The following is a 26,025-nucleotide window of genomic DNA, read 5'->3' as shown; positions in this document are numbered from 1 at the left end:
TAACTATTTTTTTCATCTTAGAATGTTACTTTAACACTGAATCCATATCTTCTAGAGCTAGGTCCGTTCAAGAAATCAAACCCAAAACCGTTACCTACACCTGTACCGGAAGTGTTAACATCCATATTGGCACCATCTGGTGTGTTAATGGCGTCATACCATAGGTTGAACCCAGAAACCGTGAAGGACAATGATCCAAATGGTGTTCTGTCCAAGAACTTTTTGGGAACTGAATAGCCTAAGGAAACTTCCTGCAACCTCAACATGGTCGCATCGTAAACCTGAAGCTCGCTGGGACCAAAAAGAACATTGTTAAAGAAATAATCCGAGTTGTTTATCTGAATATCATTCACTGATCCATCGCTCTGTTTTACACCGGGTAGAATGTACGTGTTCTCCCTATCAATGGTCTCAACAATCAAACCTCTACCCAATAACGTAGCAATGGTACTGGAGTAGATATCCCCTCCTTGGGTCCAGTTGAACTGGAAACCAAAATTGAAGTTCTTGAAAGAGAATTGGTTGATGAAGTTTGCCATGAAATCTGGGTTAGGGTCTCCGATGATTCCATCCTGTGAATCCTGAACATAGTCACCAGCAGAGTTGACCACTAAGTTGCCGGCATCGTCCCTAAGCACTCGGCTACCATAGAAAACTCCTAAAGGTTCTCCCTCAATGGCCGCGTTACCAAGGTTGCCAAAACCAGAGTAAACGATAAGGTCCGTATCCTGACCCAAATCTTCCACGGTGGTCTCAGTGGCACTGAAGTTAACGTTGGATCTCCAGTTGAAACCATCGCTATCGCTTCTGATCAAATTCAATCCAAGATCGATCTCTACCCCTTCACCTTTGATTTCACCGACATTTGTGGAAGTCCTAAAATATCCAGAAGCAGGATCTAAGGGTTGGCTCACGATCAAATCTGTAGTTGTTCTTTGGTAAACGGAAGCGTCCAAAGTGATGCGGCCGTCCCACCATCTCGATTCAATCCCGAGCTCAATCTCTGAAACTTGCTCAGGTTTAAGATCAGGATTACCCAATGTCAACGGCGTTGTATTGGTCACAATGTTCCTTCCAGTATTGTCCTGAAAATCCTGTGTGTTCAAAGCAAGTCTTGAAGCAACTGGGTAGGAATCTGAGTTCTGGTCTGGGAAACCAGCTGAGGTTCCGTAACCAGCTCTTACCTTAAGGTAGTTCAACACGTCGCTCTTCAATCCGTCAAACGCAGTTGTTGGAACAAAGGACAAACTCGCACTGGGGTAGAATAAAGATCTATTGGCTTTGTCCAAGTTGGATACCCAGTCATTTCTTGCGGCTAGGGTAACAAACACAAAGTTGTCGTAATCAAATTCTGCCTGACCATAAAGCCCAATCACGTTACGCTCTGAAGTAAGCTGAATATCGTTTTGGTTCAAGAAGTTGAAGTGGCGAAGCACTCCGAACACCTGTTGGCCATCGCTGGAAACACCAGATTGATTGAAGATTTCCCTTCTGCCATTGAAACCAATGTTGAACGTACTTCCCACGGTCTCGGTCAGATCAAAGTCACCGTTAATGGCAAAGTTGTGGTCCCATATGGTGTTAGTGTTGTTCCAAGTTTCGTAGATACCGCTCTGTAACCTGATATCGTTACTGTTACTATTGACACCACCTTTGTTCTGGTAATTGAGGTTGTTCTCACTATAATTATCAATACCTAACCTATATACAATGTTCAGGTTTTCATTAATGTCGTATTGTAATCCCATATTACCGAACACCCTGTTTGTCTCTTGCTGTGTACCGGAGTTGTTCACGGTCCACAATGGGTGCTGGATGGAGTTGTTCTGGCGGTAGTACACGCTACCTCCAGTAATTGGGTCTTGGAACGGTAGGCCAAGGACATCCACGGAACGTGGTGTAAAGTACAGATCCCCGAACACGGAAGAACCGCTACCGGTAGCACCGTTACCCTGACTCAAAGCCACAGGAGGGGAGATGAACTTGGTACGCGCATAGTTAAGGGTACCGGAAACGGTGAACTTGTTGCTCAATACCGCTCTACCTCCAATGCCAAAGTTGTTCCTGTTCAAACTGTTCCCAGGAGTAAATCCTTGATCTTTCAAATAACCATAGTTGGCGTTGTAGGAAACCTTTCCATCTGAGGAAGCCCCTGCAATATTGATGGAGGTATTGGTGACCGTACCTGTCTTGAAGAAGTTATCGAAACTATCATAAGGTCTCCACTCATATCGGGCACCTTGAAATTCAGGAAAGGCTGCTTGAATAGCTGATGTTGAAGTGGAATATGGGTGGGGCAGTGTTCCGTTTGAATCGAATGAAGGGCTATTTCCCCAACCGGCAAGACCCTCTCTTCTAAAGCTTGGCCCCCAGTTGCTGAAGAACCATCCGAAGGCTTGGTCAAATCCGTTACCATACTCATCTTGATATTCTGGTTTTGAAGCAATTTCATTGAAGAACATGGAAGAAGTGACCGTGATTTCGGTCTTCTTGGCTCCTTCTCCCCCTGCTCCTGCTTTGGTGGTGATCAAAATCACACCGTTTCTACCCAAAGATCCATATAATGTAGAGGCTGCAAGACCTTTCAGTACGTTTACGCTCTCTATACTGTTCGGGTCCAAATCCAAGAACCTACTGGAACCGTTGTTACCGTTGATGAAATCCTGACGGCTACCTTGTCTACCAGAAGAGTTTGTGTCTCCGTTGAACGGAACACCATCCACAATGAACAAGGGTTGGTTACTTTGGCTAAAGGAGTTGAAACCACGAATGATGATGTTGGTACCCGAACCGGATAGACCACTCTGCTGGGTGATGTTCACCCCTGAGGCCTTACCCATTAGGACACGTCCCAAATCACCTTCGGCTCTTTCTTCCAATTGTTCAGAGCTTACCTCGGCCACCGCATACCCCAAGGCTTGTTTCTCCCTTTTGATACCAAGGGCAGTTACAACAACCTCTTCAAGGGCTTGGGTGTCCTCTTCCATCTGAACATTGATCACACTTCCTGCACCAACAGGTCTACTGGTAGGTCTTTGCCCTATATACGTAAAAAGTAGTGTTTGACCTTGACTTGCACTGATCGAATAGTTACCATCAAAATCCGTTTGGGTACCGTTGGTGGTCCCTTCGACGACAATGTTGACCCCAGGCAACGGAAGGCCATCGGCATCCGTAACAGTACCTGTAATCGTCTTGTCTTGTGCAAAGGATACATGCACAACAAACGCCAATAACAGCGTTAACAATCCATTAAGTTTTGTTCTCATTTTTAAATTATTTGAATTAGCTAGCCGCTAAAATCATAATTTCATGTTAATAATCCAAACTAATTTTACTAAATTTTTAAGATGATGTTAGCAAATGCAAGAACCATAAAATCAGCCTGACTATTTAAAGGACTTGTTAATTTTACCCTATAAAAATTAAGTGTTGTTAAAAAAAAGCTGTATTCCGCGGCGGAACGGGCGTTTTGTAACACGGTCTTTGTGCTTGAAAGAAATTAATTGTGTCGCTGCATAGATATACCTTAATATATGATGCTTTTCTAAATTTATTTTTTTTCGGTGTTTGGTATATTTTTTGATTTTAACAATATGTTGGGGATTATTTTCATTGAAAGTCAAATTTGAAAACAATCATTTTATTTTGATTAATTATTAGGGGCTTGGCGGACTTTGAAAATGAAAGGGGTCGTTAGTGATCTGGATTTTGCGTTTAACACCTTTATTTTTATATATTTAGGATAATTTCTTGATTTAGTGGAACAAAAGCATACTGCGTTATGAAAAGTTTTATAAAAAAACACCTTCCAATTGTACTGGTATCAGTTATGACGCTGATAATATCTCGAATCAATGCTCAGGGAAATATTCATGTTCAAGGAGAAGGAGGGGTGTTTACTCCTGAAAGATTGGCACTGCTGAAAAGTGACCGAGGAGAATTGGGAGGTATTGGCAACAATCCTGCTATGATGGATCTTTATAACGATATGCGGATGAAGTTTGGTCGTATGGGTGAAGAAGTGAATCTTACATTGGAGGATATTGATGGTACCATATATCTCAACGAGGACTTTATGCTTGGTGCCCTGTTTGAGGATGGCAAGATATTTAAGCGTTTGTATCTCAGGTATGATGCATATAATGATGAAGTGGAGTTGAAAGAATCCATAGAGGATGATGTGGTGCATGCCATGGTAAAACATCCAAAGTATTCATGTTCCATTGATGATGATAAGTACGTCTACATCAATTATGTGGGAGAAGATGGTGCAATGCAAAGCGGATATTTGCAACCATTGAGCTATGGGGGTGATTACATTCTGTATGAAAAGCAAATCAAAGTGTTCAAAGAAGGTAAGCCCGCAAAAACTTCGCTGGACAACTCTTTTCCACACCGATTTTTGGACAAGACCGAGTATTATGTATCCACAAATGGGGGAGCTCCTAAATATTTGAAAACCAAAAAATCGGATGTACTTTCTTTGTTTTCGAATGACGAATACAGTGAAATGAAGAAATACGTGAAGAGCAAGCGCCTTGACTTTGGTGATAGTAGGGATTTAATGAACCTTTTTGCCTACGCCAATACCTTATAAAATGTAATTTTAATTCAAATAAAAGCTAACAGATGATAACGAAAAAGAAAAAGGTCTTAGGAGTGCTTATCGCTCTAGGGGCCATTGTGTCAGTGAGTGCCCAAGGGAACATCCATGTTCAGGGAGAGGGGGGTGTTTTTACGGCTGATAGACTTGCTCTTTTGAAAAACGGTGAAGGTGGGGGTTTGGGGAATAACCCGGCGATGATGGATCTTTATAACGATATGCGAACCAAGTTTGGTCGTTTGGGAGAAGAAGTCAACCTTACCTTGAACGATATTGACGGAAGCATCTACCCAAATGAAAGCTTTACTCTTGGTACCTTGTATGAAGATGGTGAAGCATTTAAAAAATTATATATGCGGTATGATGCATATAATGATGAAGTGGAACTTAAGGAGGCAAAAGATGATGATGTTGTTCGTGCCATGGTCCAACATCCAAAGTACTCTTGCTCAATGAATGGGGAAGTCTACCAGTTCATAGGGTATAAAAATGAAGATGGCGAATCAAAAAGAGGATATTTAATGCCGCTTACGGCGGGTGAGAATTATGCCCTTTTCATGAAGCAAATCAAAGTGTTTAAAGAAGGGAAACCCGCGAAGACTTCGTTGGACAATTCCTTCCCGCACCGTTTTTTGGATAAGACCGAATTTTACGTTTCCAAATCAGGTGGTGTGCCTGTTTTTGTAAAGACCCGAAAGTCAAGCATACTTTCTATGTTTCCTGAGGAAGATCAAAAGATTATAAAAAACTATATGAAGGATAAGCGCCCCAATCTAAATGATAAGGATGACCTTCAGAATCTTTTTGCTTATGCCAACACAGTATTATAGATGTCTTTTAGAAAGAGAAATTTAAAACAGTTGAAAATGAAGAATTTGTTTTCTACCAGCACCTTTTTGTTTTTGATTGTCCTGAGCTGTTTTGGACAGACAAAGACAGTTCAGCCGTGGGGCGTTGTTGCTGGGAATTATAACATAGAGCAAGCTTGGGGCAACAATCCCTCGATGGAAAACCTATATAACGACATGCGGATTAAGTTCGGCCGAATGGGAGAAGAAGTCAATCTTACCTTGGATGATATTGATGGGACCATATATCTCAATGAAAATTTCACTTTAGGAACACTTTACGATGAAGGTGAAGCCTTCAAAAAACTGTATATGCGCTACGATGCCTATAATGATGAAGTGGAACTCAAAGAAAGCTTGGACTCCGATGTGGTGCGGGCCATGGTGAAACATCCCATATATTCCTGCTCTATAAACGGAAATGAGTATTACTACGCTACGTTTATCGATGAGGATGGGAATTCCCAAACAGGATATCTGACGCCGGTGGTGACCGGGGAGGACTATACTCTTCTTGTAAAACACATAAAAGTGTTCAAAGAAGGAAAACCCGCTAAGACCTCGTTGGACAACTCTTTTCCGCACCGCTTCTTGGATAAAACAGAATATTATGTTTCTCGAAATAACGAGACACCTGTTTTTATGAAGACGCGCAAATCTGATGTGCTTTCTGTGTTTTCTGAGGATGACCAAAAACCGATAAAAAACTATATGAAGCATAAGCGCTCCAATGTGGGTGACCACCAAGATTTATTGAACCTATTCGCATATGGCAATTCGTTGCAATAAGATTGAGTTCATGTCAAATTTTGAACGTACTTAGGATTTTTATTGTAATTTATAGGAGGGAGCTTCAATTGCACCGTAGGATGGTGACAAAGGAGTAAACGTTTCGCGCTGGGCGGACGTAGTTCTGTTAATACACTTAAAACTAAACAAATGAAAAAGCAACTGATTTCTTGTTTTTTGCTCCTGCTGGGGGTGTCGGTTTTTGGTCAATACCAATTGATGAATCCTGCATTTGCCATAGGCGGCGATAAGGCAGGAAGGGATGCACTGGGTCTCTGTTGTACCACTCAGGCCTCTTTGGGCAACAACCCTTCCGTCATGAACTTTTTCTCTGACTTGAGGAATAAGTTTGGGGATGTCACCTTCACCAAAACAGACGGGTATGCCAAAGTGCAGGGAAGTGCCTATTATGTAAAAGAATTTAAAAAGGCCGCCATCTATGACAAAGGGGAGGAAGTGGCTGAGTTTTATGTACGCTACGATGCGTTCAATGATGACTTGGAGGTGAAGCGCAACAAGCATAGTCTCACAAAAGAGTCACTTATAAGGGACAAAGATGTTTCATGTGTGGTGGATGGCCGAGAATATAAATATATGTCGTTCATGGATGATAATGGTAAGATGGTAGATGGTTACGTGGTTTCCATTTATGCGGGGGATACCTATACCGTTTACGAAAGGTTGCGTAAAACCTATCGCGAGGGAAGATACGCAAAGACCTCCCATGGCACCGATTTTCCACCCCGATTTTCAGACAAAACGGAGTACTACGTGGCAGTAGCCAATGATGCACCGGTTTATGCTAAATTGAACAAGAAAAAAGTATTGGACTTTTTCGAGGGCTCTTCAAAGAAAGAACTGGCAAAGTACATTAAGGAAAAAGGCATTGGTTTTAAGGATGCGCAAGATTTAGTATCCGTATTTAGAAAAGCAGATGTTATGGGCAATACAATAGAAGTGGCCAGTAACTGAAAAAAGAAGAAACTATAGTTATGTACAAAGCGCCCAATGGGTGCTTTTTTGTTGTTGTGTGAATGTATTTATGCTATTTTTTAAGCCTTGATTAATTCATGAAAGGATATAAAATTAACTGAACAATGAAAATTCTTTAAAATTAATCATATCGGGATTTGATTACTAACGAAATATCACTACATTTGCAGCCCTCAAAATGAGGGTTATTTAGTTTTTAATAGAAATTTTAATGCCAACAATTTCACAATTAGTACGAAAAGGAAGGGCCACAATTACCAAGAAGAGTAAATCGGCTGCTTTGGATTCGTGTCCTCAAAGAAGAGGGGTTTGTACGCGGGTTTACACCACTACGCCTAAAAAACCAAACTCTGCAATGCGTAAAGTTGCAAGGGTAAGGTTGACCAACGGTAAAGAGGTGAACGCCTACATCCCTGGTGAAGGACACAACCTCCAAGAGCACTCGATAGTATTGGTTAGAGGTGGAAGAGTAAAGGATTTGCCTGGTGTGCGATATCATATCGTTCGTGGGGCGTTGGATACTGCCGGTGTGGCAGGAAGAACGCAGCGTCGATCTAAATATGGTGCAAAGCGTCCTAAAAAGTAATCAACTTTAAGAAGAAGCGATGAGAAAAAAGCAGGCAAAGAAAAGACCGCTATTGCCAGACCCAAGATTTAACGATCAGCTTGTTACACGTTTTGTGAACATGATGATGTGGGATGGTAAAAAATCAGTTGCATTCAAGATTTTCTACGATGCAATTGATATTGTTGACGAAAAAAATACCGACGAAGAGAAAACAGGATTGGAACTGTGGAAAGATGCTCTTTCCAATGTAATGCCACACGTTGAGGTAAGAAGTAGAAGAGTGGGTGGTGCAACATTTCAGATTCCAATGCAGATTCGTCCAGATAGAAAGATATCTACTGCCATGAAATGGTTGATTCTTTACGCAAGAAAGCGTAATGAAAAATCCATGGCGCAAAAATTGGCTTCTGAGATTTTGGCCGCTGCCAAAGAAGAAGGTGCCGCAGTGAAAAAAAGAGTAGATACACACAAAATGGCTGAGGCCAATAAAGCATTCTCACACTTTAGATTCTAATCATTACAATGGGAAGAGATTTAAAATATACAAGGAATATAGGTATTGCAGCTCACATTGATGCTGGTAAAACAACTACTACAGAGCGTATTCTTTTTTATACCGGTGTGAGTCACAAAATTGGTGAGGTGCACGATGGTGCCGCTACCATGGACTGGATGGAGCAAGAGCAGGAGCGTGGTATTACCATTACCTCTGCAGCTACCACCTGTACATGGAAATTCCCTATGGAGAATGCACAGCCTTTGCCTGATACAAAAGATTACCACTTTAATATTATCGACACTCCCGGACACGTGGACTTTACCGTTGAGGTAAACCGTTCCCTGCGTGTGTTGGATGGATTGGTATTCTTGTTCAGTGCCGTTGATGGTGTTGAGCCACAATCCGAAACCAACTGGAGATTGGCCGATAATTACAAAGTGCCACGTATCGGATTCGTGAACAAAATGGACCGTCAAGGTTCCAACTTCTTGAATGTGTGCAAGCAGGTTCGTGAAATGTTGGGTTCCAATGCTGTGCCAATTGTATTGCCGATCGGTGACGAAGCTGATTTTAAAGGAATTGTTGACTTGGCCAAGAACAGGGCCGTTGTATGGCATGAGGATAACTTCGGTTCTACCTTTGATGTTGTGGACATTCCTGCAGAAATGCAAGACGAGGTAAAAGAATACAGAGCAGCCTTGATTGAAGCTGTTGCTGAATATGATGAAAACTTGATGGAAAAATTCTTCGAAGATGAAGATTCCATCACCGAGGATGAAGTACACGCTGCTTTGCGTGCCGCAGTTATGGATAGGGCAATCATTCCTATGATCTGTGGTTCATCCTTCAAAAACAAAGGGGTTCAATTCCTTTTGGATGCGGTTTGTCGTTACTTGCCTTCTCCTTTGGATAAGGATGATATTATTGGTATCAATCCAGATACTGAAAAAGAAGAAAGAAGGAAGCCGGATCCAAAACAACCGTTTTCTGCGCTTGCCTTTAAGATTGCCACCGATCCTTTCGTAGGTCGTTTGGCTTTCTTTAGAGCTTATTCCGGTCGTTTGGACGCAGGGTCTTATATCCTGAACAACCGATCTGGAAACAAAGAGCGTATTTCCCGTATTTACCAAATGCACTCCAATAAACAAAATGCCATCGATTTTATCGAGGCTGGTGATATTGGTGCAGCGGTTGGGTTTAAGGATATCAAGACGGGTGACACGCTTTCTGATGAAAAGCATCCAATTGTTTTGGAAAGTATGCAATTCCCTGATCCCGTTATCGGTATCGCAGTTGAGCCTAAAACTAAGGCCGATGTCGATAAATTGGGTATGGCTTTGGCCAAATTGGCTGAAGAAGATCCAACTTTCCAGGTAAAAACCGATGAAGCTTCAGGTCAAACCATTATCTCTGGTATGGGTGAGCTTCACTTGGATATCATTGTTGACCGTTTGAGACGTGAATTCAAGGTGGAAGTAAACCAAGGTCAACCTCAGGTTGAGTACAAAGAGGCGCTTACTGCAACTGCAAACCACAGAGAAACGTACAAGAAACAAACCGGTGGTCGAGGTAAATTTGCCGATATTGTATTTACTATGGAGCCTTCGGAAGAAGGTAAAGAAGGTCTTGAGTTTGTAAATGAGATCAAAGGAGGTAACATTCCTAAAGAATATATTCCATCTGTTGAAAAAGGATTCAAAGAGGCTATGAAAAATGGTCCTTTGGCAGGATTTGAGATGGATAGTATGAAAGTAACCCTTAAGGATGGATCTTTCCACCCTGTGGATTCTGATTCACTTTCTTTCGAATTGGCCGCCAAGCTTGGTTACAAGTCAGCAGCCAAAGCAGCAAGAGCAGTGTTGATGGAGCCTATCATGAAATTAGAGGTTCTTACACCAGAAGAAAACATGGGTGATATTGTTGGTGACTTGAACCGAAGAAGAGGTCAAGTAAACAGCATGGATGATAGAGCAGGGGCAAAAGTGGTAAAAGCTATTGTTCCCCTATCCGAAATGTTTGGGTATGTAACCGCATTGAGGACTTTGTCTTCTGGTCGAGCTACATCTACAATGGAATTTTCACACTATGCCGAAACTCCTTCCAATATTGCGGAAGAGGTGATTAAAGCAGCTAAAGGAGTAACCGCTTAATTTTCAGCAAGATGAGTCAAAAAATTAGAATAAAATTGAAATCTTACGATCACAATTTGGTGGACAAATCTGCTGAAAAGATCGTGAAAACAGTAAAAACAACCGGTGCTGTGGTAACTGGACCCATTCCGTTGCCAACGCACAAAAAGATATTTACGGTTTTGCGTTCACCTCACGTGAACAAGAAATCTAGAGAGCAGTTCCAATTGAGTTCTTACAAGAGATTGTTGGATATTTACAGCTCTTCATCAAAAACCATCGATGCCCTTATGAAGCTTGAGCTTCCCAGTGGTGTTGAGGTGGAGATTAAGGTTTGATGAGGCCTTGACTTTCTGATTACAGAAAGTCTTAGCCGAACAAACACTGAGCGAAGTCGAAGTGTCTTAAAAAAAAGATACTCAAACAAGTTCAACATAAACATGTCCTGAACGATGGTTCAGGAAAAACGGTGAAAGAAAAAAATCTGGGTCAGAGCAGAGTCTTTTCTTGACCCAATTTTTTTGCCAAGAAATTGGCTGGAATATTGAAAGTTTAGATTGTCCCCTTGAGGGGACTTTAGGGGTGTCCAAAAGGATTTCCTTAAGTAAAATGGAATTTAATTTTAATTGTAAATAAATATGTCTGGGTTAATAGGAAAAAAAATCGGCATGACCAGCATCTTTGACGAGAATGGAAAAAATGTTCCATGTACCGTTCTTGAAGCTGGACCATGTGTGGTTACCCAAGTCAGAACCGAAGAGGTTGACGGGTACAAAGGCCTTCAACTTGGTTTCGATGACAAGGCAGAAAAACGTGCAAACAAGGCCGAAACGGGTCACTTTAAAAAAGCAGGTGCTTCTCCAAAGAAAAAAGTCGTTGAGTTCCAAGGATTTGAGGGTGAATACAAGTTGGGAGACACCGTAGGTGTTGACATTTTCATGGAAGGTGAGTTTGTTGACGTTGTTGGAACATCCAAAGGAAAAGGTTTCCAGGGGGTTGTAAAACGTCATGGTTTTGGTGGAGTTGGTCAAGCAACCCACGGTCAGCATAACCGATTGAGAGCCCCCGGTTCCATTGGTGCTGCTTCATACCCTGCCCGAGTTTTCAAAGGAATGAAAATGGCCGGTAGAATGGGTGGTGAAAGAGTGACCGTGCAAAACTTAAGAGTATTGAAAGTGGTTCCAGAGAAAAACCTTTTGGTTGTAAAAGGTTGTGTGCCTGGTCACAAAAATTCATATGTAACTATTCAAAGGTGGCAATAATGAAGGTAGCAGTTTTAGATATCAAAGGAAAAGAAACCGGAAGAAAGGTAGACCTTTCTGACGATGTTTTTGCCATAGAGCCCAATGAGCATGCCATCTATTTGGATGTTAAGCAATATTTGGCCCATCAAAGACAAGGTACGCACAAGGCAAAGGAAAGAGCTGAGATTGCAGGAAGTACCCGAAAAATTAAAAAACAGAAGGGAACTGGTACCGCAAGAGCGGGAAGCATCAAGTCCCCTGTGTTTAGAGGTGGTGGTAGAATCTTCGGTCCAAGGCCAAAGGATTATACCCAAAAATTAAACAAGAACGTAAAGCGATTGGCCCGTAAATCGGCCTTGAGCCTTAAATCCAAAGATAAGGCATTGGTGGTTGTGGAGGACTTCAATTTTGAAGCGCCAAAGACCAAAGATTTTGTTGCTTTCTTGACCTCTTTGGGCCTTGAAAACAAAAAGTCCCTTATTGTGTTGGGTGATACAAATAATAACGTATATTTGTCGTCGCGTAATTTGGAACGCTCCGAAGTCGTAACTGGCTCACAATTAAATACTTACAAAATAGTTAACGCTAACAGTTTAGTATTGACCGAAAGCGCTTTGGAAGGAATTGAATCGAATCTAAAGAAATAAGAATATCATGAGTGTGTTGATAAGACCGATAATTACGGAAAAGATGACCGCTGATAGCGAGCTTTTCAATCGTTATGGTTTCTATGTTGACCCAAAGGCCAACAAATTAGAGATCAAAGACGCTGTTGAAGCCACTTATGGTGTTTCTGTTGAGAAGGTAAGAACCATGAATTATGGTCCATCCCGTAAGAGTCGTTATACAAAAACCGGAATCCAGCACGGTAAGACAAATGCCATGAAGAAAGCAATTGTTGATGTGGCTGAAGGTGATATTATTGATTTTTACAGTAATCTATAAAGACGAGAAATGTCAGTTAGAAAATTAAAACCGATAACCCCTGGGCAGCGTTTTAGAGTAGTAAACGGATTTGACGCGATTACTACTGATAAGCCGGAGAAAAGCTTGCTTGCTCCGTTAAAAAAGTCAGGAGGTAGGAACAGTCAAGGAAAAATGACCATGCGCCATAGAGGTGGGGGTCATAAAAGAAGATATCGAATCATCGATTTCAAGAGGGACAAACAAGGTGTGGAAGCCACTGTGCAATCCATTCAGTATGATCCCAATAGAACTGCATTTATCGCTTTGGTGGAATACACCGACGGAGAAAAAAGATATGTAGTTGCCCAAAATGGGATGCAAGTAGGTCAGGCTATCCAATCAGGAACAGGTTCTGCTCCTGAGATTGGAAATGCACTTCCATTGAGTGAAATTCCATTGGGTACCATTATCTCTTGTATAGAATTGAGACCTGGTCAGGGAGCAATTATGGCACGTAGTGCCGGTACTTTCGCCCAATTAATGGCCAAGGACGGTAAGTTCGTTACCATTAAGCTTCCTTCTGGAGAAACCCGTATGATTTTGGCCACATGTTTGGCTACGATTGGAGCGGTTTCCAACTCAGATCACCAATTGTTGGTATCTGGTAAAGCAGGTAGAAGCAGATGGTTGGGTAGAAGACCAAGAACAAGACCAGTAGCCATGAACCCTGTAGATCACCCAATGGGTGGTGGTGAAGGAAGGGCTTCCGGAGGTCATCCAAGATCTAGAAACGGTATTCCTGCCAAAGGATTCAGAACCCGCTCCAAGACCAAGGACACCAATAGATATATCATAGAACGTAGAAAGAAATAAAAGAAAAAGTAAATGGCACGTTCGTTAAAAAAAGGACCATACGTTCATTTTAGTTTGGAGAAAAAAGTCCAAGCCAATATAGAATCAGGAAAGAAAACGGTTATCAAAACTTGGTCTAGGGCCTCTATGATAACCCCGGATTTTGTGGGACAGACCATCGCAGTGCACAACGGGAGACAATTTGTTCCTGTGTATGTAACTGAGAACATGGTAGGTCACAAACTTGGAGAATTTTCACCTACACGATCTTTTAGAGGTCATGCAGGGGCTAAAAACAAAGGTAAAAAGTAAGTAAGCTATGGGAGTTCGTAAAAGACAAATGGCCGAAAGGTTAAAGGAAGAGAAAAAGCAACTTGCTATTGCAAAGCTTAACAATTGCCCAACGTCTCCAAGAAAGATGCGTTTGGTAGCTGATTTGGTTCGAGGAAAACAAGTAGAAATGGCTTTGGCTATTTTGAAGTTCAACCAAAAAGAAGCCTCAAGAAAGTTGGAAAAGCTTTTGCTATCCGCTATCGCCAATTGGGAAGCCAAGAATGAGGAGGCCAATATTGAAGAAGCTGATCTTTACATCAAGGAAATCCGTGTAGACGGAGGAACCATGTTGAAGCGTTTGAGACCAGCTCCCCAAGGAAGGGCTCACAGAATCAGAAAGCGTTCCAATCATGTTACCATGATCTTGGAAGCCAATAACAACGTTCAAAGCTAGAAAATAGAATATGGGACAAAAGACCAATCCAATAGGAAATCGCTTGGGAATTATCAGAGGATGGGAATCCAACTGGTACGGAGGAAACGATTACGGCGATAAGCTGGCTGAGGATGATAAAATAAGAAAGTACGTGCATGCACGTTTGGCCAAGGCCAGTGTATCGCGAGTGATTATAGAACGCACCTTGAAATTGATCACCATTACCATTACCACGGCTCGTCCAGGTATCATTATTGGTAAAGGAGGTCAAGAGGTTGATAAACTTAAGGAAGAGCTTAAGAAAATTACCAACAAGGAAGTTCAGATCAATATTCATGAGATCAAGAGACCTGAATTTGATGCCAATTTGGTAGCTGCGAGTGTTGCAAGACAGATTGAGAGCAGGATTTCATACCGTAGAGCCATAAAAATGGCCATTGCAGCTGCAATGCGTATGAATGCCGAAGGTATCAAGATTCAGATTTCCGGACGTTTGAACGGCGCTGAAATGGCACGTTCCGAGTCCTACAAAGAAGGAAGAATTCCATTGTCCACTTTCCGTGCCGATGTGGATTATGCCTTGCACGAAGCTCACACTACCTACGGTAGATTGGGCATTAAGGTGTGGATCATGAAGGGTGAGGTTTATGGAAAAAGAGAACTTTCCCCATTGGTAGGATTGAGTAAGAGTCAAGGAGGAAAAGGCGGTAAACAAGATGGTGGTAAAAAACCACGCCGTAGAAAGTAATAAGATAAAGTAAGGTAAGATGTTACAGCCAAAAAGAACGAAATTTCGTAAAGCCCAGAAGGGGCGTATGAAAGGAATCTCACAAAGAGGACACCAGCTTTCCAATGGAATGTTTGGTATAAAGTCCATGGATTCACACTTCATTACTTCCCGTCAAATAGAGGCTGCGCGTATCGCTGCGACAAGATACATGAAGAGACAGGGTCAATTGTGGATCAAGATTTTTCCGGACAAGCCCATCACTAAAAAACCTCTTGAGGTTCGTATGGGTAAGGGTAAGGGTGCTCCAGAATACTGGGTGGCCGTTGTAAAACCAGGAAGAATCATGTTCGAGATTGCCGGGGTTCCCATGGATGTTGCCAAGGAAGCTTTGAGACTAGCGGCTCAAAAATTACCGGTAAAGACCAAGTTTGTCGTAGCAAGGGATTATTCCGCTTAATTTTTAATTGAGAAGAAAGATGAGACAATCAGAAATAAAAGAACTTTCAATTGAAGAGCTAAAGGAGCGTTTGGCTGAGTTCAAAAAACAACATGCAGACCTTAAAATGGCACATGCTGTTACTCCTTTGGAAAATCCTTTACAGATTAGAAAGACGAGAAGGACGGTGGCAAGACTTGCAACAGAATTAACTAAAAGGGAATTACAATAATTGGTTCTGCCTTATGGAAAACAGAAATTTAAGAAAAGAAAGAATAGGCGTTGTTACCAGCAACAAAATGGAGAAATCAATTGTGGTTTCTGAGGTAAAACGAGTAAAGCACCCCATGTACGGGAAATTCGTTTTGAAGACCAAGAAATATGTTGCCCATGACGAAAAGAACGATTGCAACGAAGGTGATACCGTCAAAATAATGGAAACCCGTCCCTTGAGCAAAACAAAATGCTGGAGGTTGGTTGAAATCCTTGAAAGAGCTAAATAATTATGGTACAGCAAGAATCAAGATTAAAGGTTGCGGACAATACTGGTGCAAAAGAGGTTTTGACCATCCGCGTTTTGGGAGGAACAAAAAGAAGATACGCTTCATTGGGTGACAAAATTGTGGTTACCGTTAAAGAAGCTACTCCAAACGGTACTGTAAAAAAGGGTTCTGTGTCAACAGCAGTTGTTGTTCGTACCAAGAAGGAAGTAAGAAGACCAGATGGTTCTTACATCCGTTTTGACGATAATGCCTGTGTATTGTTGAACCCAACCGGCGAAATGAGGGGAACCCGTGTCTTTGGACCGGTTGCAAGAGAGCTTAGGGACAGACAGTTCATGAAGATTGTTTCATTGGCACCTGAAGTGCTGTAATAGAAATATCAGAGAGATGAAGTTGAAAATAAAAACAGGGGATACGGTAAGAGTCATTGCGGGAGACCACAAAGGCAGCGAAGGAAAAGTACTTCGTGTAGACTGTGAAAAGAACAAGGCTATTGTGGAAGGCATCAATGAGGTGTCCAAACACGAAAAGCCAAGTGCTCAGAACCCTCAAGGAGGCATAACAAAGAAGGAAGCTCCTATCCATATTTCTAACCTATCGTTGATCGATCCAAAATCTGGAGACGCAACACGTGTTGGTTACGAAGTTCGCGATGGAAAGAAAGTCAGGGTTTCCAAAAAATCCAATGAAGTAATTTAGTCATGAGCTACATTCCAAGATTAAAGCAAGAATATAAAGAGCGCGTGATCAAGGCGCTTACCGATGAGTTCGGTTATAAAAACGTAATGCAGGTTCCAAAGTTGCAGAAGATTGTTGTGAGCCGTGGAGTTGGAGCTGCAGTATCTGATAAGAAACTTATTGATCATGCCGTGGACGAGTTGACCAATATTACAGGTCAAAAAGCAGTGGCCACTCTTTCCAAGAAGGACGTTGCAACCTTCAAATTGAGAAAAGGAATGCCTATTGGGGCCAAAGTGACCTTGAGAGGTGAGCGCATGTACGAATTTTTGGATCGTTTGATCACAACTGCCCTTCCAAGGGTACGTGATTTCCAAGGGGTAAGAGCTACCGGATTTGACGGTAGAGGAAACTACAACTTAGGAGTTCAAGAGCAGATCATCTTTCCAGAAATCAATATAGATAGAATCAACAGGATCAACGGAATGGATATCACATTTGTGACTTCCGCTGAAACTGATAAAGAAGCAAAATCATTGTTAACCGAATTGGGAGTACCCTTTAAAAAGAACTAGTATGGCCAAGGAATCAATGAAAGCCCGTGAAAGAAAAAGGGCAAAAATGGTTGAGAAATACGCCGAAAAGAGAAAAGCTTTAAAAGAGGCCGGAGATTATGAGGCCTTACAAAAGCTGCCTAAGAATGCATCTCCCGTGCGTATGCGCAACCGTTGCAAATTGACCGGAAGACCAAGAGGGTATATGAGAACCTTCGGTATCTCTAGGGTGATGTTTAGGGAAATGGCTAACAAAGGCTTGATTCCAGGAGTTAAAAAGGCAAGTTGGTAATTTAGATATAGAAAAAAAATGCTTACAGATCCAATTTCAGATTATTTGACCAGAATCAGGAATGCCAGCAAGGCAGGCCATAGGGTAGTGGATATCCCTGGTTCAAACCTTAAGAGACAGATTACCAAAATATTGTTCGATCAAGGCTATATTTTGAGTTATAAGTTCGAGGACGATAAAGTTCAAGGGAACATTAAAATAGCCCTTAAGTACGATAAAGCTACCAAGGAGCCCATTATTAAAAGGCTAGAGCGGGTAAGTAAGCCTGGTCTTCGTAAGTATTCCGGTTCAGGTGACTTACCAAGAGTCTTGAACGGTTTGGGTATTGCCATTGTGTCCACTTCGCACGGAGTGATGACCAGCAAGCAAGCCCAGCAAGAGAATGTAGGTGGTGAAGTATTGTGCTACGTATATTAATTGAGAAAAGAGAAGAAAAATGTCAAGAATAGGTAACAGTCCAGTCGCAATTCCAGAGGGGGTAACCGTAGAGGTCAAAGATGCCTTGGTTACCGTAAAAGGTAAATTGGGAGAACTTACCCAAGATTTCTCAGGAGTTGATGTAAAGGTTGAAGAAGGTAAGGTTTTGGTAGAAAGAGCCTCAGACTCCAAAGAACATAAATCAAAACACGGTTTGTACCGTGCGCTTTTTGCCAATATGGTAAAAGGTGTATCACAAGGTTGGACCAAGGAATTGGAGTTGGTTGGAGTTGGATACAGAGCCAGCAACCAAGGACAGAAGTTGGATTTGGCCCTAGGATTTTCTCATAATATCATTATGGATATTGCACCGGAGGTGAAAATTGAGACCATCTCAGAGAAAGGGAAAAACCCTATTGTAAAATTAACATCTCACGACAAACAATTGGTAGGTCAAGTAGCTGCCAAGATCAGAGGTTTCCGTAAGCCAGAGCCTTACAAAGGAAAAGGTATCAAGTTTGTTGGTGAGCAATTAAGAAGAAAAGCAGGTAAATCAGCTTAATAATTAAGACTATGGGATTATCTAAGACTGAACGAAAATTACGCATCCGAAGAAGAATACGCAAAGTAGCCTCCGGAACTGAAGCAAGACCAAGATTGGCTGTGTTCAGAAGCAATAAAGAAATTTATGCCCAGTTGATTGACGACGTTAAGGGTGTTACCTTGGCCGCTGCCTCATCCCGCGATAAGGGTGTGGATGCCAAGGGAACCAAATCCGAAGTTGCAACTGCAGTGGGCAAGGCCATAGCAGAAAAGGCCCTTAAGCTTGGTGTGGAAGCCGTGGCTTTTGACAGAGGTGGAAACCTTTATCACGGAAGAGTAAAATCATTGGCTGAAGGAGCTAGGGAAGCAGGACTAAAATTCTAATAAGACTATGTACCAGAAATACAAAAACGTAGAGATAGTTAAGCCAGGGGGACTGGAGTTGAAAGACCGTTTGGTTGGAGTGCAAAGGGTTACCAAGGTAACAAAAGGTGGTAGAGCCTTTGGTTTTTCAGCAATAGTTGTTGTTGGTGATGAGAACGGAGTTGTTGGACATGGTTTGGGAAAATCCAAAGAAGTAGCCACTGCAATCGCAAAAGCTATTGAGGATGCCAAAAAGAACTTGGTCCGCATTCCATTGACCAAAGCAACACTTCCCCATGAGCAAAAGGGAAAGTATGGAGGTGCCAGGGTTTACATTAAGCCAGCATCTCACGGTACCGGGGTAATTGCCGGTGGTGCTGTTAGAGCGGTATTGGAAGCTGTGGGTGTACAGGATGTATTGTCCAAGTCCCAAGGTTCTTCCAATCCCCACAACGTAGTAAAAGCAACTTTTGATGCTCTTTTGCAATTGAGAAGTGCGGAAACTGTAGCTCAGCAGAGAGGTATTTCTTTGGAAAAAGTCTTTAAAGGATAAAAAGAGGATAATATGTCAAAGATAAAAGTTACACAGGTAAAGAGCGCCATCAAAAAGCCGCAGAACCAAAAAAGAACTTTGGAAGCTTTAGGATTGCGTAAGATCGGGCAGGTTGTTGAGCACGATGCAACTCCCAATATCCTTGGAATGGTAAATAAGGTAAAACACTTGGTTTCCACAGAGGAAGCTTAAAATATAAGGCACATGGATTTACATAATCTTAAACCAGCGAAAGGCGCTGTGCACAAAGAAGGAAAACGTGTAGGTAGAGGAGAAGGCTCTGGAAAAGGAGGCACTGCCACCCGTGGACATAAAGGAGCCAAGTCTAGATCTGGATATTCCAAAAAGATTGGTTTTGAAGGAGGTCAAATGCCTTTGCAAAGACGTGTTCCCAAGTTTGGTTTCACTAACATCAACAGAAAGGAATACAAAGGTATCAACTTGGGTAAATTACAAGAGTTGGTAGACAACGGTGTTATCAAGAAAGAAGTTACTTTTGACATCCTTGTTGAAAACGGTTTGGCCAATAAAAACGATTTGGTAAAGATTTTAGGCGATGGCGAGTTAAAAGCCGGTCTAAAGGTATCTGTGCATAAATTTAGTGCTTCCGCAAAAGCTGCTATCGAGAAAGCTGGAGGTGAAGCAATAAGTTTATAAGGAATATTTTATAGCATGAAGAAATTTATAGAGACCATATCAAATATCTGGAAAATCGATGAGCTGAGACAGCGTATCATCCTAACCCTTGGGTTGTTGTTGGTATATCGTTTTGGTACCCGTATTGTACTTCCAGGTATAGATACTACCCAATTGTCCCAGTTGGCTTCAAGTACTGATTCGGGTATTTTGGGAATTCTTAATGCTTTCACAGGAGGCGCTTTTGCCAATGCATCTGTATTTGCATTGGGAATTATGCCCTATATCTCCGCCTCCATTGTGGTTCAGTTGATGGGAATAGCCATTCCGTATCTTCAGAAACTACAAAAAGAAGGAGAAAGTGGCAGAAAGACCATTAACCAAATTACGCGATGGTTGACTATTGGAATCTGTATCGTTCAAGCTCCTGCATATTTGTACGGTTTAGGTGCACTTGGTGTTCCAGATAGTGCATTTGTTTTGGGTAAGGGATTGGATTTCATCGTACCGTCAGTTATCATTTTGGTAACAGGATGTGTGTTTGCCATGTGGTTGGGTGAAAAAATAACAGACAAAGGTATCGGAAACGGTATTTCCCTTTTGATTATGATTGGGATTATTGCCACTATGCCGCAATCCTTTGTTCAGGAATTTGTTTCAAGGACCACTAACAATACCGGAGGTATTATGTTCATGTTGATTGAGGTTATCATTTGGTTCTTGGTGATTTTGGCCAGTGTACTTTTGGTGATGGCAGTACGTCAGATTCCAGTACAGTATGCAAGAAGAACCGCCTCTGGTGGATATGAAAAGAACATTATGGGTGCACGCCAGTACATTCCATTAAAATTGAATGCTTCTGGAGTTATGCCTATCATCTTTGCGCAGGCGATTATGTTTGCCCCAAGTTTGTTGGGAAGAACTTTTAACGATACAGCGGTAGGACAATGGATGGAAGTGCAGTTTGCTGATATTTTTGGACTGGCCTACAACATTTTGTTTGCCATTCTGATTATCATTTTCACTTATTTCTATACAGCGATTACTGTGCCTACAAATAAAATGGCCGATGACTTGAAAAGAAGTGGAGGTTTTATTCCCGGTATTCGTCCTGGAAAGGAGACTGGGGATTATTTAGATAAAATAATGTCGCTTATAACATTACCTGGATCGGTATTCTTAGCGTTGTTGGCCGTTTTGCCAGCAGTTGTGGTAAAGTTGATGGATGTACAGGCAGGTTGGGCCTTGTTTTATGGAGGAACCTCTCTGTTGATTATGGTAGGTGTGGCAATAGATACGGTACAACAGGTAAACTCCTATTTGTTGAACAGGCATTATGATGGCCTAATGAAGACCGGAAAAAACAGAAAAGTAGCATAATACATGGCAAAGCAACCAGCAATAGAACAAGACGGGACTATTATTGAAGCATTGTCCAATGCAATGTTTAGAGTAGAATTGGAAAATGGACACGTTGTTACGGCGCATATATCTGGGAAAATGAGAATGCACTACATTAAGTTGCTTCCCGGAGATAAAGTAAAGTTGGAGATGAGTCCATACGATTTAACAAAAGCAAGAATTACGTATAGATACTAGTTAGATGAAAGTAAGAGCATCAATAAAGAAGAGAAGTGCCGACTGCAAGATTGTTCGCAGAAAGGGCAGATTGTACGTTATCAACAAAAAGAATCCTAGATTTAAACAAAGACAAGGGTAATTATGGCAAGAATTGCAGGGGTAGACATACCTAAACAAAAGCGTGGTGTTATTTCGCTTACCTATATCTTCGGAATAGGTAAAAGTAGAGCGCAAGAAATTTTGGCCAAGGCCGATGTAAGTGAGGATACCAAGGTTTCTGATTGGAACGATGATGAAATCGGACGTATCAGGGAAGCCGTTTCCGAATATACCATAGAAGGAGAGCTTCGCTCGGAGACCCAATTGAACATCAAACGTTTGATGGATATTGGTTGCTACCGTGGAATTCGCCACAGAGCCGGATTGCCATTGAGAGGTCAACGTACCAAGAACAACTCTAGGACCAGAAAAGGAAAAAGAAAAACAGTTGCCAACAAGAAAAAAGCAACGAAATAATAAAAACATAGTCATTAGTCTTTAGACGTTAGAAGAATCTGTTTGAAATGTAAAAGTCTAGGATTCCAATAACTAAGAGCTAACACTAGAAACTAAGAAATATGGCAAAGGCAAGTACCAAAACAACAAAAAAACGCAAGGTAATCGTTGAGTCTACCGGCGAGGCGCACGTTGTTGCATCTTTCAACAACATCATTATATCCCTTACCAACAAAAAAGGCGATGTAATCTCTTGGTCCTCCGCAGGAAAAATGGGATTCCGTGGTTCTAAAAAGAACACTCCTTACGCTGCCCAAATAGCCGCTGAGGATTGCGCAAAAGTTGCCCACGAAGCAGGATTGAGAAAAGTAAAGGTTTACGTGAAAGGACCTGGTAACGGTAGAGAATCAGCCATCCGTTCCATTCACAATGCTGGTATTGAGGTTACAGAGATTATCGATGTTACCCCACTTCCACATAACGGTTGTAGACCACCCAAAAGAAGAAGAGTTTAATCAAGTATAGTTTTAATGGCCCCAAAAGGGTCTTCACCCGAAGGTGCAGTTTAGATTATCGAAGGATAAGCCTTAATTCATAATCGCACTTTCAAATTAATAGAAGATGGCAAGATACACAGGACCAAAAACAAAGATCGCTAGAAAATTTGGAGAAGCGATTTTCGGAGACGACAAGTCTTTTGAAAAGAAAAATTACCCTCCAGGACAGCACGGTAACAACAGACGCCGTGGCAAAAAATCAGAATACGCTATCCAGTTGATGGAAAAGCAAAAGGCCAAATATACCTACGGTATTTTGGAGCGTCAGTTTAGAAACTTGTTCGCCGAGGCCAAAAGAAAAGAAGGAGTAACCGGTGAGATTCTTCTTCAATTGTGTGAATCCCGTTTAGACAATGTGGTCTACAGAATGGGCATCTCCCCTTCACGTAGAGGAGCACGTCAATTGGTATCGCACCGTCACATTACCGTAAACGGCAATGTGGTGAACATTCCATCGTACAGCCTTAAGGCCGGTGATGTTGTAGGTGTGCGCGAAAAATCAAAATCTGTACAATCCATTGAGGATTCTTTGTCTGCCAACAGCAGCGTATACGAATGGATCACTTGGAATTCCGAAAAGAAAGAAGGTACCTATGTATCTGTTCCAGAAAGAATTCAAATCCCTGAAAACATCAAGGAACAGTTGATCGTCGAATTGTACTCTAAATAAAATTCAACATTAATCCAATTATGGCATTACTTAATTTTCAGAAGCCCGATAAAGTTATAATGATAGATTCAACAGATTTCGAAGGGAAATTTGAATTTCGTCCTTTGGAACCTGGCTATGGATTAACAGTTGGGAATGCGCTGAGAAGGGTTCTACTTTCCTCTTTGGAAGGTTTTGCCATCACTTCTGTGCGCATAGATGGAGTTGAACATGAGTTTTCTGTTATCCCAGGCGTTGTTGAAGACGTAACTGAAATCATTTTGAACCTAAAACAGGTTCGTTTTAAAAGACAGATTGATGATGTTGAGAGCGAGACCGTTTCCATTTCCGTTAGTGGAAAGGAACAGTTGACCGCTGGAGATTTCCAAAAATTCATTTCAGGGTACCAAGTGCTCAATCCAGATTTGGTCATCTGCAACATGGATCCCAAAGTGAGCATTAACCTTGAGATTATCATAGAGAAAGGACGTGGTTATGTTCCTGCCGAGGAAAACAAAAAATCCAATGCACCATTGGGAAGCATTGCGGTTGACTCTGTTTACACTCCGGTAAAGAACGTAAAATATAGCATTGAAAACTTCAGGGTAGAGCAAAAGACCGATTATGAAAAATTGGTTTTTGAAATCCAAACGGATGGTTCCATCCACCCTAAGGATGCTTTGACCGAAGCAGCCAAAGTGTTGATTCACCACTTTATGTTGTTCTCTGATGAGCGCATCACCCTTGAGGCCGATGAAATTGCCCAAACAGAGACCTATGATGAGGAATCATTGCACATGCGTCAGTTGTTGAAGACCAAATTGGTGGATATGGACTTGTCCGTTAGGGCATTGAACTGCCTTAAAGCCGCCGAAGTAGATACTTTGGGTGATTTGGTTTCCTTCAACAAAAATGATTTGATGAAGTTTAGAAACTTTGGTAAAAAATCATTGACCGAGTTGGAAGAATTGGTCATCAACAAAGGCCTACAATTTGGTATGGACCTTTCCAAATACAAATTAGATAAAGATTAATAATCATATTTTGCTCCCCAATTTCAGTTGGGTCTGGTAGCAAGATGATAAACTAGAAAGATGAGACACGGAAAGAAATTCAATCATTTAGGCAGAACAGCCGCCCATAGAAAGGCGATGTTGGCCAACATGGCTTGCTCCCTTATTGAGCACAAGCGAATCAACACTACTGTGGCCAAAGCAAAAGCTTTGAAGCAGTTTGTTGAACCCTTGATCACCAAAGCTAAGATAGAGAACAACCAAACTACCGAAAAAGGTACGCACAACAGAAGGGTTGTTTTCAGTAACTTGAGAAGCAAGGAAGCCATTACCGAACTTTTTAGCACAGTAGCTGAGAAAGTAGCGGACAGACCAGGAGGATATACCCGAATCATTAAGTTGGGTAACCGATTGGGTGACAACGCTGATATGGCCATGATAGAACTAGTGGATTTCAACGAGGTATACAACGCTGGTAAACCCAAAAAGAAATCAACCAGAAGAAGTAGAAGAGGAGGAAGCAAGAAAGCGGAGCCTGTGGCACCGGCGGCTGAAACTAAAACTGACGATTCTGAAGAATAAGAAAGATGTTATTAACTATTGTATTAGTGGAAAAAGGATAAGTGAGAACTTATCCTTTTTTTATGTTTTTTTGTAAACTGAAAAATTGGAACACCTCATGAAGTATCACGAAAAGAAAAAAGCACTGTTGTTATTGGCGGATGGGACCATTTTCTACGGAAAAGCTGTAGGAGGCAAAGAAGGTACAGCCGTTGGAGAAGTATGTTTTAATACCGGTATGACCGGGTATCAGGAAATCTTTACCGACCCCTCCTATTTTGGTCAGTTGATGGTCACCACCAATGCCCATATTGGGAACTATGGAGCCCATTTGGACGAAGTGGAATCAGACTCCGTAAAAATAGCGGGACTTATTTGTAAAAACTTCAGCTACGAATACTCCAGACCCGACGCCAGCATGAGTTTGTTGGAATTTTTGAACAACAACAACCTTTTTGCCATCTCAGATGTGGATACCCGTGCCTTGGTAAGTTACATTCGCGATAACGGTGCCATGAACGCCTTGATTTCAACAAGGGTAGATGAGATTGATGCGCTAAAAGAGGAATTAAAGCAAGTCCCAAGTATGGAAGGTTTGGAACTTTCCTCTAAAGTTTCCACCAAGGAGCCCTATTACTACGGGGATGAAAATTCAGCCTACAGGATTTCCGCTTTGGATATCGGTATTAAAAAGAATATTCTACGAAACTTGGCCAAGAGGGGAGCTTACATAAAGGTATTTCCTTACAATACTTCTTTTGAGGAAATGGAAAAATGGAACCCAGATGGCTATTTCATTTCCAATGGACCTGGAGATCCAGAACCATTGACGGATGCCATCACCGCGGCCAAAAAGATGATTACTTCAGATAAACCCTTATTTGGAATCTGTTTGGGGCACCAAGTATTGGCTCTGGCCAACGGAGTTTCCACATACAAAATGCACAATGGGCACCGGGGAATCAATCACCCTATTCTCAACTTGGTTACGGGCAAAGGCGAAATTACATCTCAAAATCATGGATTTGCCATCAACAGGGAAGAAACCGAGGCCCATCCAGAGTTGGAGATTACCCATACCCACTTGAACGATCAGACGGTGGCTGGAATCAAAATGAAAGGGAAAGATGTGTTTTCGGTGCAATATCACCCTGAAGCAAGTCCGGGGCCACACGATGCCGACTATCTTTTCGACCAATTTTTTGATGCAATCAAAACAGGAAAGAACTAAAACGTTATAGTTTTATTTTTAGGTTATTAAGACCGTTTTATAGCTACTGACATACTGTTAAAAGGCTCGCCTTTTCGTATCTTAGTCGAA

General features: G+C 41.8%; 38 protein-coding genes. 37 read left to right on the top strand and 1 reads right to left on the bottom strand.

The window, feature by feature from the left end; translation table 11 throughout:
* Positions 1–17: 17 nt before the first annotated feature.
* Positions 18–3,269: a SusC/RagA family TonB-linked outer membrane protein gene (locus AB1A65_RS15510; protein WP_366590841.1), complete on the bottom strand. Its 3,252-nt coding sequence runs from the start codon at positions 3,267–3,269 to the stop codon at positions 18–20.
* A 515-nt stretch (positions 3,270–3,784) separates the two neighbouring features.
* Here AB1A65_RS15510 and AB1A65_RS15505 point away from each other — a divergent pair.
* The 37 genes from AB1A65_RS15505 to carA all read left to right on the top strand — a co-directional run bounded on the left by AB1A65_RS15505 (position 3,785) and on the right by carA (position 25,935).
* Positions 3,785–4,600 carry a hypothetical protein gene (locus tag AB1A65_RS15505; RefSeq protein ID WP_366590840.1) on the top strand — a complete coding sequence of 272 codons (816 nt, stop codon included), beginning with the start codon at positions 3,785–3,787 and terminating at the stop codon, positions 4,598–4,600.
* A 32-nt stretch (positions 4,601–4,632) separates the two neighbouring features.
* Positions 4,633–5,436: a hypothetical protein gene (locus tag AB1A65_RS15500; RefSeq protein WP_366590839.1), complete on the top strand. Its 804-nt coding sequence runs from the start codon at positions 4,633–4,635 to the stop codon at positions 5,434–5,436.
* Between the two features lie 36 nt (positions 5,437–5,472).
* The gene (locus AB1A65_RS15495) at positions 5,473–6,243 is read left to right on the top strand and encodes a hypothetical protein (protein WP_366590838.1); all 771 of its coding nucleotides are present in this window, start codon (positions 5,473–5,475) and stop codon (positions 6,241–6,243) included.
* Between the two features lie 150 nt (positions 6,244–6,393).
* Positions 6,394–7,215, top strand: coding sequence for a hypothetical protein (locus AB1A65_RS15490; RefSeq protein ID WP_366590837.1), 822 nt, complete (start codon positions 6,394–6,396; stop codon positions 7,213–7,215).
* 232 nt (positions 7,216–7,447) lie between these two features.
* On the top strand, positions 7,448–7,822 hold the full coding sequence (gene rpsL / locus AB1A65_RS15485) for a 30S ribosomal protein S12 (RefSeq protein WP_013305196.1): 375 nt from the start codon (positions 7,448–7,450) through the stop codon (positions 7,820–7,822).
* A 19-nt stretch (positions 7,823–7,841) separates the two neighbouring features.
* On the top strand, positions 7,842–8,318 hold the full coding sequence (rpsG, locus tag AB1A65_RS15480; protein WP_036379861.1) for a 30S ribosomal protein S7: 477 nt from the start codon (positions 7,842–7,844) through the stop codon (positions 8,316–8,318).
* Positions 8,319–8,326: 8 nt separating this feature from the next.
* On the top strand, positions 8,327–10,453 hold the full coding sequence (gene fusA, locus AB1A65_RS15475; protein ID WP_366590836.1) for an elongation factor G: 2,127 nt from the start codon (positions 8,327–8,329) through the stop codon (positions 10,451–10,453).
* A gap of 11 nt (positions 10,454–10,464) precedes the next feature.
* On the top strand, positions 10,465–10,770 hold the full coding sequence (rpsJ, locus tag AB1A65_RS15470) for a 30S ribosomal protein S10 (RefSeq protein ID WP_007094989.1): 306 nt from the start codon (positions 10,465–10,467) through the stop codon (positions 10,768–10,770).
* A 300-nt stretch (positions 10,771–11,070) separates the two neighbouring features.
* Positions 11,071–11,694: a 50S ribosomal protein L3 gene (gene rplC / locus AB1A65_RS15465; protein WP_366590835.1), complete on the top strand. Its 624-nt coding sequence runs from the start codon at positions 11,071–11,073 to the stop codon at positions 11,692–11,694.
* On the top strand, positions 11,694–12,323 hold the full coding sequence (gene rplD / locus AB1A65_RS15460; RefSeq protein ID WP_366590834.1) for a 50S ribosomal protein L4: 630 nt from the start codon (positions 11,694–11,696) through the stop codon (positions 12,321–12,323). Before rplC ends, rplD begins: the two co-directional genes overlap by 1 nt.
* Positions 12,324–12,330: 7 nt before the next feature.
* On the top strand, positions 12,331–12,621 hold the full coding sequence (gene rplW, locus AB1A65_RS15455; RefSeq protein WP_366590833.1) for a 50S ribosomal protein L23: 291 nt from the start codon (positions 12,331–12,333) through the stop codon (positions 12,619–12,621).
* Between the two features lie 9 nt (positions 12,622–12,630).
* Positions 12,631–13,455 (top strand): 50S ribosomal protein L2, encoded by an 825-nt coding sequence (rplB, locus tag AB1A65_RS15450; RefSeq protein WP_366590832.1) that lies wholly within the window; start codon positions 12,631–12,633, stop codon positions 13,453–13,455.
* Positions 13,456–13,467: 12 nt separating this feature from the next.
* Positions 13,468–13,746, top strand: a complete 279-nt coding sequence (gene rpsS, locus AB1A65_RS15445) for a 30S ribosomal protein S19 (protein ID WP_036379848.1) — start codon at positions 13,468–13,470, stop codon at positions 13,744–13,746.
* A 7-nt stretch (positions 13,747–13,753) separates the two neighbouring features.
* Complete coding sequence (rplV, locus tag AB1A65_RS15440) at positions 13,754–14,161, top strand: 50S ribosomal protein L22 (protein ID WP_207096766.1); 408 nt, start codon at positions 13,754–13,756, stop codon at positions 14,159–14,161.
* Positions 14,162–14,171: 10 nt separating this feature from the next.
* Positions 14,172–14,891 carry a 30S ribosomal protein S3 gene (gene rpsC, locus AB1A65_RS15435; RefSeq protein ID WP_366590831.1) on the top strand — a complete coding sequence of 240 codons (720 nt, stop codon included), beginning with the start codon at positions 14,172–14,174 and terminating at the stop codon, positions 14,889–14,891.
* Positions 14,892–14,910: 19 nt separating this feature from the next.
* Positions 14,911–15,330, top strand: a complete 420-nt coding sequence (rplP, locus tag AB1A65_RS15430; protein ID WP_275650722.1) for a 50S ribosomal protein L16 — start codon at positions 14,911–14,913, stop codon at positions 15,328–15,330.
* A 19-nt stretch (positions 15,331–15,349) separates the two neighbouring features.
* A complete protein-coding gene (rpmC, locus tag AB1A65_RS15425) occupies positions 15,350–15,541 on the top strand; it encodes a 50S ribosomal protein L29 (protein ID WP_014032004.1) in 192 nt (63 codons plus the stop codon).
* A 13-nt stretch (positions 15,542–15,554) separates the two neighbouring features.
* The gene (gene rpsQ / locus AB1A65_RS15420) at positions 15,555–15,812 is read left to right on the top strand and encodes a 30S ribosomal protein S17 (RefSeq protein WP_014032003.1); all 258 of its coding nucleotides are present in this window, start codon (positions 15,555–15,557) and stop codon (positions 15,810–15,812) included.
* Positions 15,813–15,814: 2 nt separating this feature from the next.
* Entirely contained in the window at positions 15,815–16,183 is a 369-nt protein-coding gene (gene rplN / locus AB1A65_RS15415; protein WP_036379836.1) for a 50S ribosomal protein L14, read from the top strand.
* Between the two features lie 16 nt (positions 16,184–16,199).
* Positions 16,200–16,511: a 50S ribosomal protein L24 gene (gene rplX / locus AB1A65_RS15410; protein ID WP_366590830.1), complete on the top strand. Its 312-nt coding sequence runs from the start codon at positions 16,200–16,202 to the stop codon at positions 16,509–16,511.
* A 2-nt stretch (positions 16,512–16,513) separates the two neighbouring features.
* Entirely contained in the window at positions 16,514–17,065 is a 552-nt protein-coding gene (gene rplE, locus AB1A65_RS15405; protein ID WP_366590829.1) for a 50S ribosomal protein L5, read from the top strand.
* 1 nt (position 17,066) lies between these two features.
* On the top strand, positions 17,067–17,336 hold the full coding sequence (gene rpsN / locus AB1A65_RS15400) for a 30S ribosomal protein S14 (protein WP_036379829.1): 270 nt from the start codon (positions 17,067–17,069) through the stop codon (positions 17,334–17,336).
* 18 nt (positions 17,337–17,354) lie between these two features.
* A complete protein-coding gene (rpsH, locus tag AB1A65_RS15395) occupies positions 17,355–17,753 on the top strand; it encodes a 30S ribosomal protein S8 (RefSeq protein ID WP_366590828.1) in 399 nt (132 codons plus the stop codon).
* Positions 17,754–17,772: 19 nt separating this feature from the next.
* Entirely contained in the window at positions 17,773–18,315 is a 543-nt protein-coding gene (gene rplF, locus AB1A65_RS15390) for a 50S ribosomal protein L6 (protein ID WP_366590827.1), read from the top strand.
* An 11-nt stretch (positions 18,316–18,326) separates the two neighbouring features.
* A complete protein-coding gene (rplR, locus tag AB1A65_RS15385; RefSeq protein WP_366590826.1) occupies positions 18,327–18,680 on the top strand; it encodes a 50S ribosomal protein L18 in 354 nt (117 codons plus the stop codon).
* Between the two features lie 7 nt (positions 18,681–18,687).
* Positions 18,688–19,212: a 30S ribosomal protein S5 gene (gene rpsE / locus AB1A65_RS15380; protein WP_036379820.1), complete on the top strand. Its 525-nt coding sequence runs from the start codon at positions 18,688–18,690 to the stop codon at positions 19,210–19,212.
* 12 nt (positions 19,213–19,224) lie between these two features.
* Positions 19,225–19,404: a 50S ribosomal protein L30 gene (gene rpmD / locus AB1A65_RS15375; RefSeq protein WP_067029297.1), complete on the top strand. Its 180-nt coding sequence runs from the start codon at positions 19,225–19,227 to the stop codon at positions 19,402–19,404.
* Positions 19,405–19,416: 12 nt separating this feature from the next.
* Entirely contained in the window at positions 19,417–19,869 is a 453-nt protein-coding gene (gene rplO / locus AB1A65_RS15370; RefSeq protein WP_366590825.1) for a 50S ribosomal protein L15, read from the top strand.
* A 15-nt stretch (positions 19,870–19,884) separates the two neighbouring features.
* Positions 19,885–21,228 carry a preprotein translocase subunit SecY gene (gene secY, locus AB1A65_RS15365; RefSeq protein WP_366590824.1) on the top strand — a complete coding sequence of 448 codons (1,344 nt, stop codon included), beginning with the start codon at positions 19,885–19,887 and terminating at the stop codon, positions 21,226–21,228.
* Between the two features lie 3 nt (positions 21,229–21,231).
* Positions 21,232–21,447: a translation initiation factor IF-1 gene (infA, locus tag AB1A65_RS15360; protein ID WP_014031991.1), complete on the top strand. Its 216-nt coding sequence runs from the start codon at positions 21,232–21,234 to the stop codon at positions 21,445–21,447.
* A gap of 4 nt (positions 21,448–21,451) precedes the next feature.
* Entirely contained in the window at positions 21,452–21,568 is a 117-nt protein-coding gene (gene ykgO, locus AB1A65_RS15355) for a type B 50S ribosomal protein L36 (RefSeq protein WP_010519235.1), read from the top strand.
* 2 nt (positions 21,569–21,570) lie between these two features.
* Positions 21,571–21,945 carry a 30S ribosomal protein S13 gene (gene rpsM, locus AB1A65_RS15350; protein WP_366590822.1) on the top strand — a complete coding sequence of 125 codons (375 nt, stop codon included), beginning with the start codon at positions 21,571–21,573 and terminating at the stop codon, positions 21,943–21,945.
* Positions 21,946–22,046: 101 nt separating this feature from the next.
* On the top strand, positions 22,047–22,439 hold the full coding sequence (rpsK, locus tag AB1A65_RS15345) for a 30S ribosomal protein S11 (protein WP_366590821.1): 393 nt from the start codon (positions 22,047–22,049) through the stop codon (positions 22,437–22,439).
* A gap of 106 nt (positions 22,440–22,545) precedes the next feature.
* The gene (rpsD, locus tag AB1A65_RS15340) at positions 22,546–23,151 is read left to right on the top strand and encodes a 30S ribosomal protein S4 (protein WP_366590819.1); all 606 of its coding nucleotides are present in this window, start codon (positions 22,546–22,548) and stop codon (positions 23,149–23,151) included.
* A 20-nt stretch (positions 23,152–23,171) separates the two neighbouring features.
* Complete coding sequence (locus tag AB1A65_RS15335) at positions 23,172–24,164, top strand: DNA-directed RNA polymerase subunit alpha (protein ID WP_366590817.1); 993 nt, start codon at positions 23,172–23,174, stop codon at positions 24,162–24,164.
* A 60-nt stretch (positions 24,165–24,224) separates the two neighbouring features.
* Positions 24,225–24,725, top strand: coding sequence for a 50S ribosomal protein L17 (gene rplQ, locus AB1A65_RS15330; protein WP_366590815.1), 501 nt, complete (start codon positions 24,225–24,227; stop codon positions 24,723–24,725).
* A 97-nt stretch (positions 24,726–24,822) separates the two neighbouring features.
* Positions 24,823–25,935 (top strand): glutamine-hydrolyzing carbamoyl-phosphate synthase small subunit, encoded by a 1,113-nt coding sequence (gene carA / locus AB1A65_RS15325; protein ID WP_366590814.1) that lies wholly within the window; start codon positions 24,823–24,825, stop codon positions 25,933–25,935.
* Positions 25,936–26,025: the final 90 nt, after the last annotated feature.

Source organism: Allomuricauda sp. ANG21 (assembly GCF_040705235.1).
GTDB lineage: Bacteria > Bacteroidota > Bacteroidia > Flavobacteriales > Flavobacteriaceae > Flagellimonas > Flagellimonas marina.
This window is presented reverse-complemented; position numbering and strand designations above follow the sequence as displayed.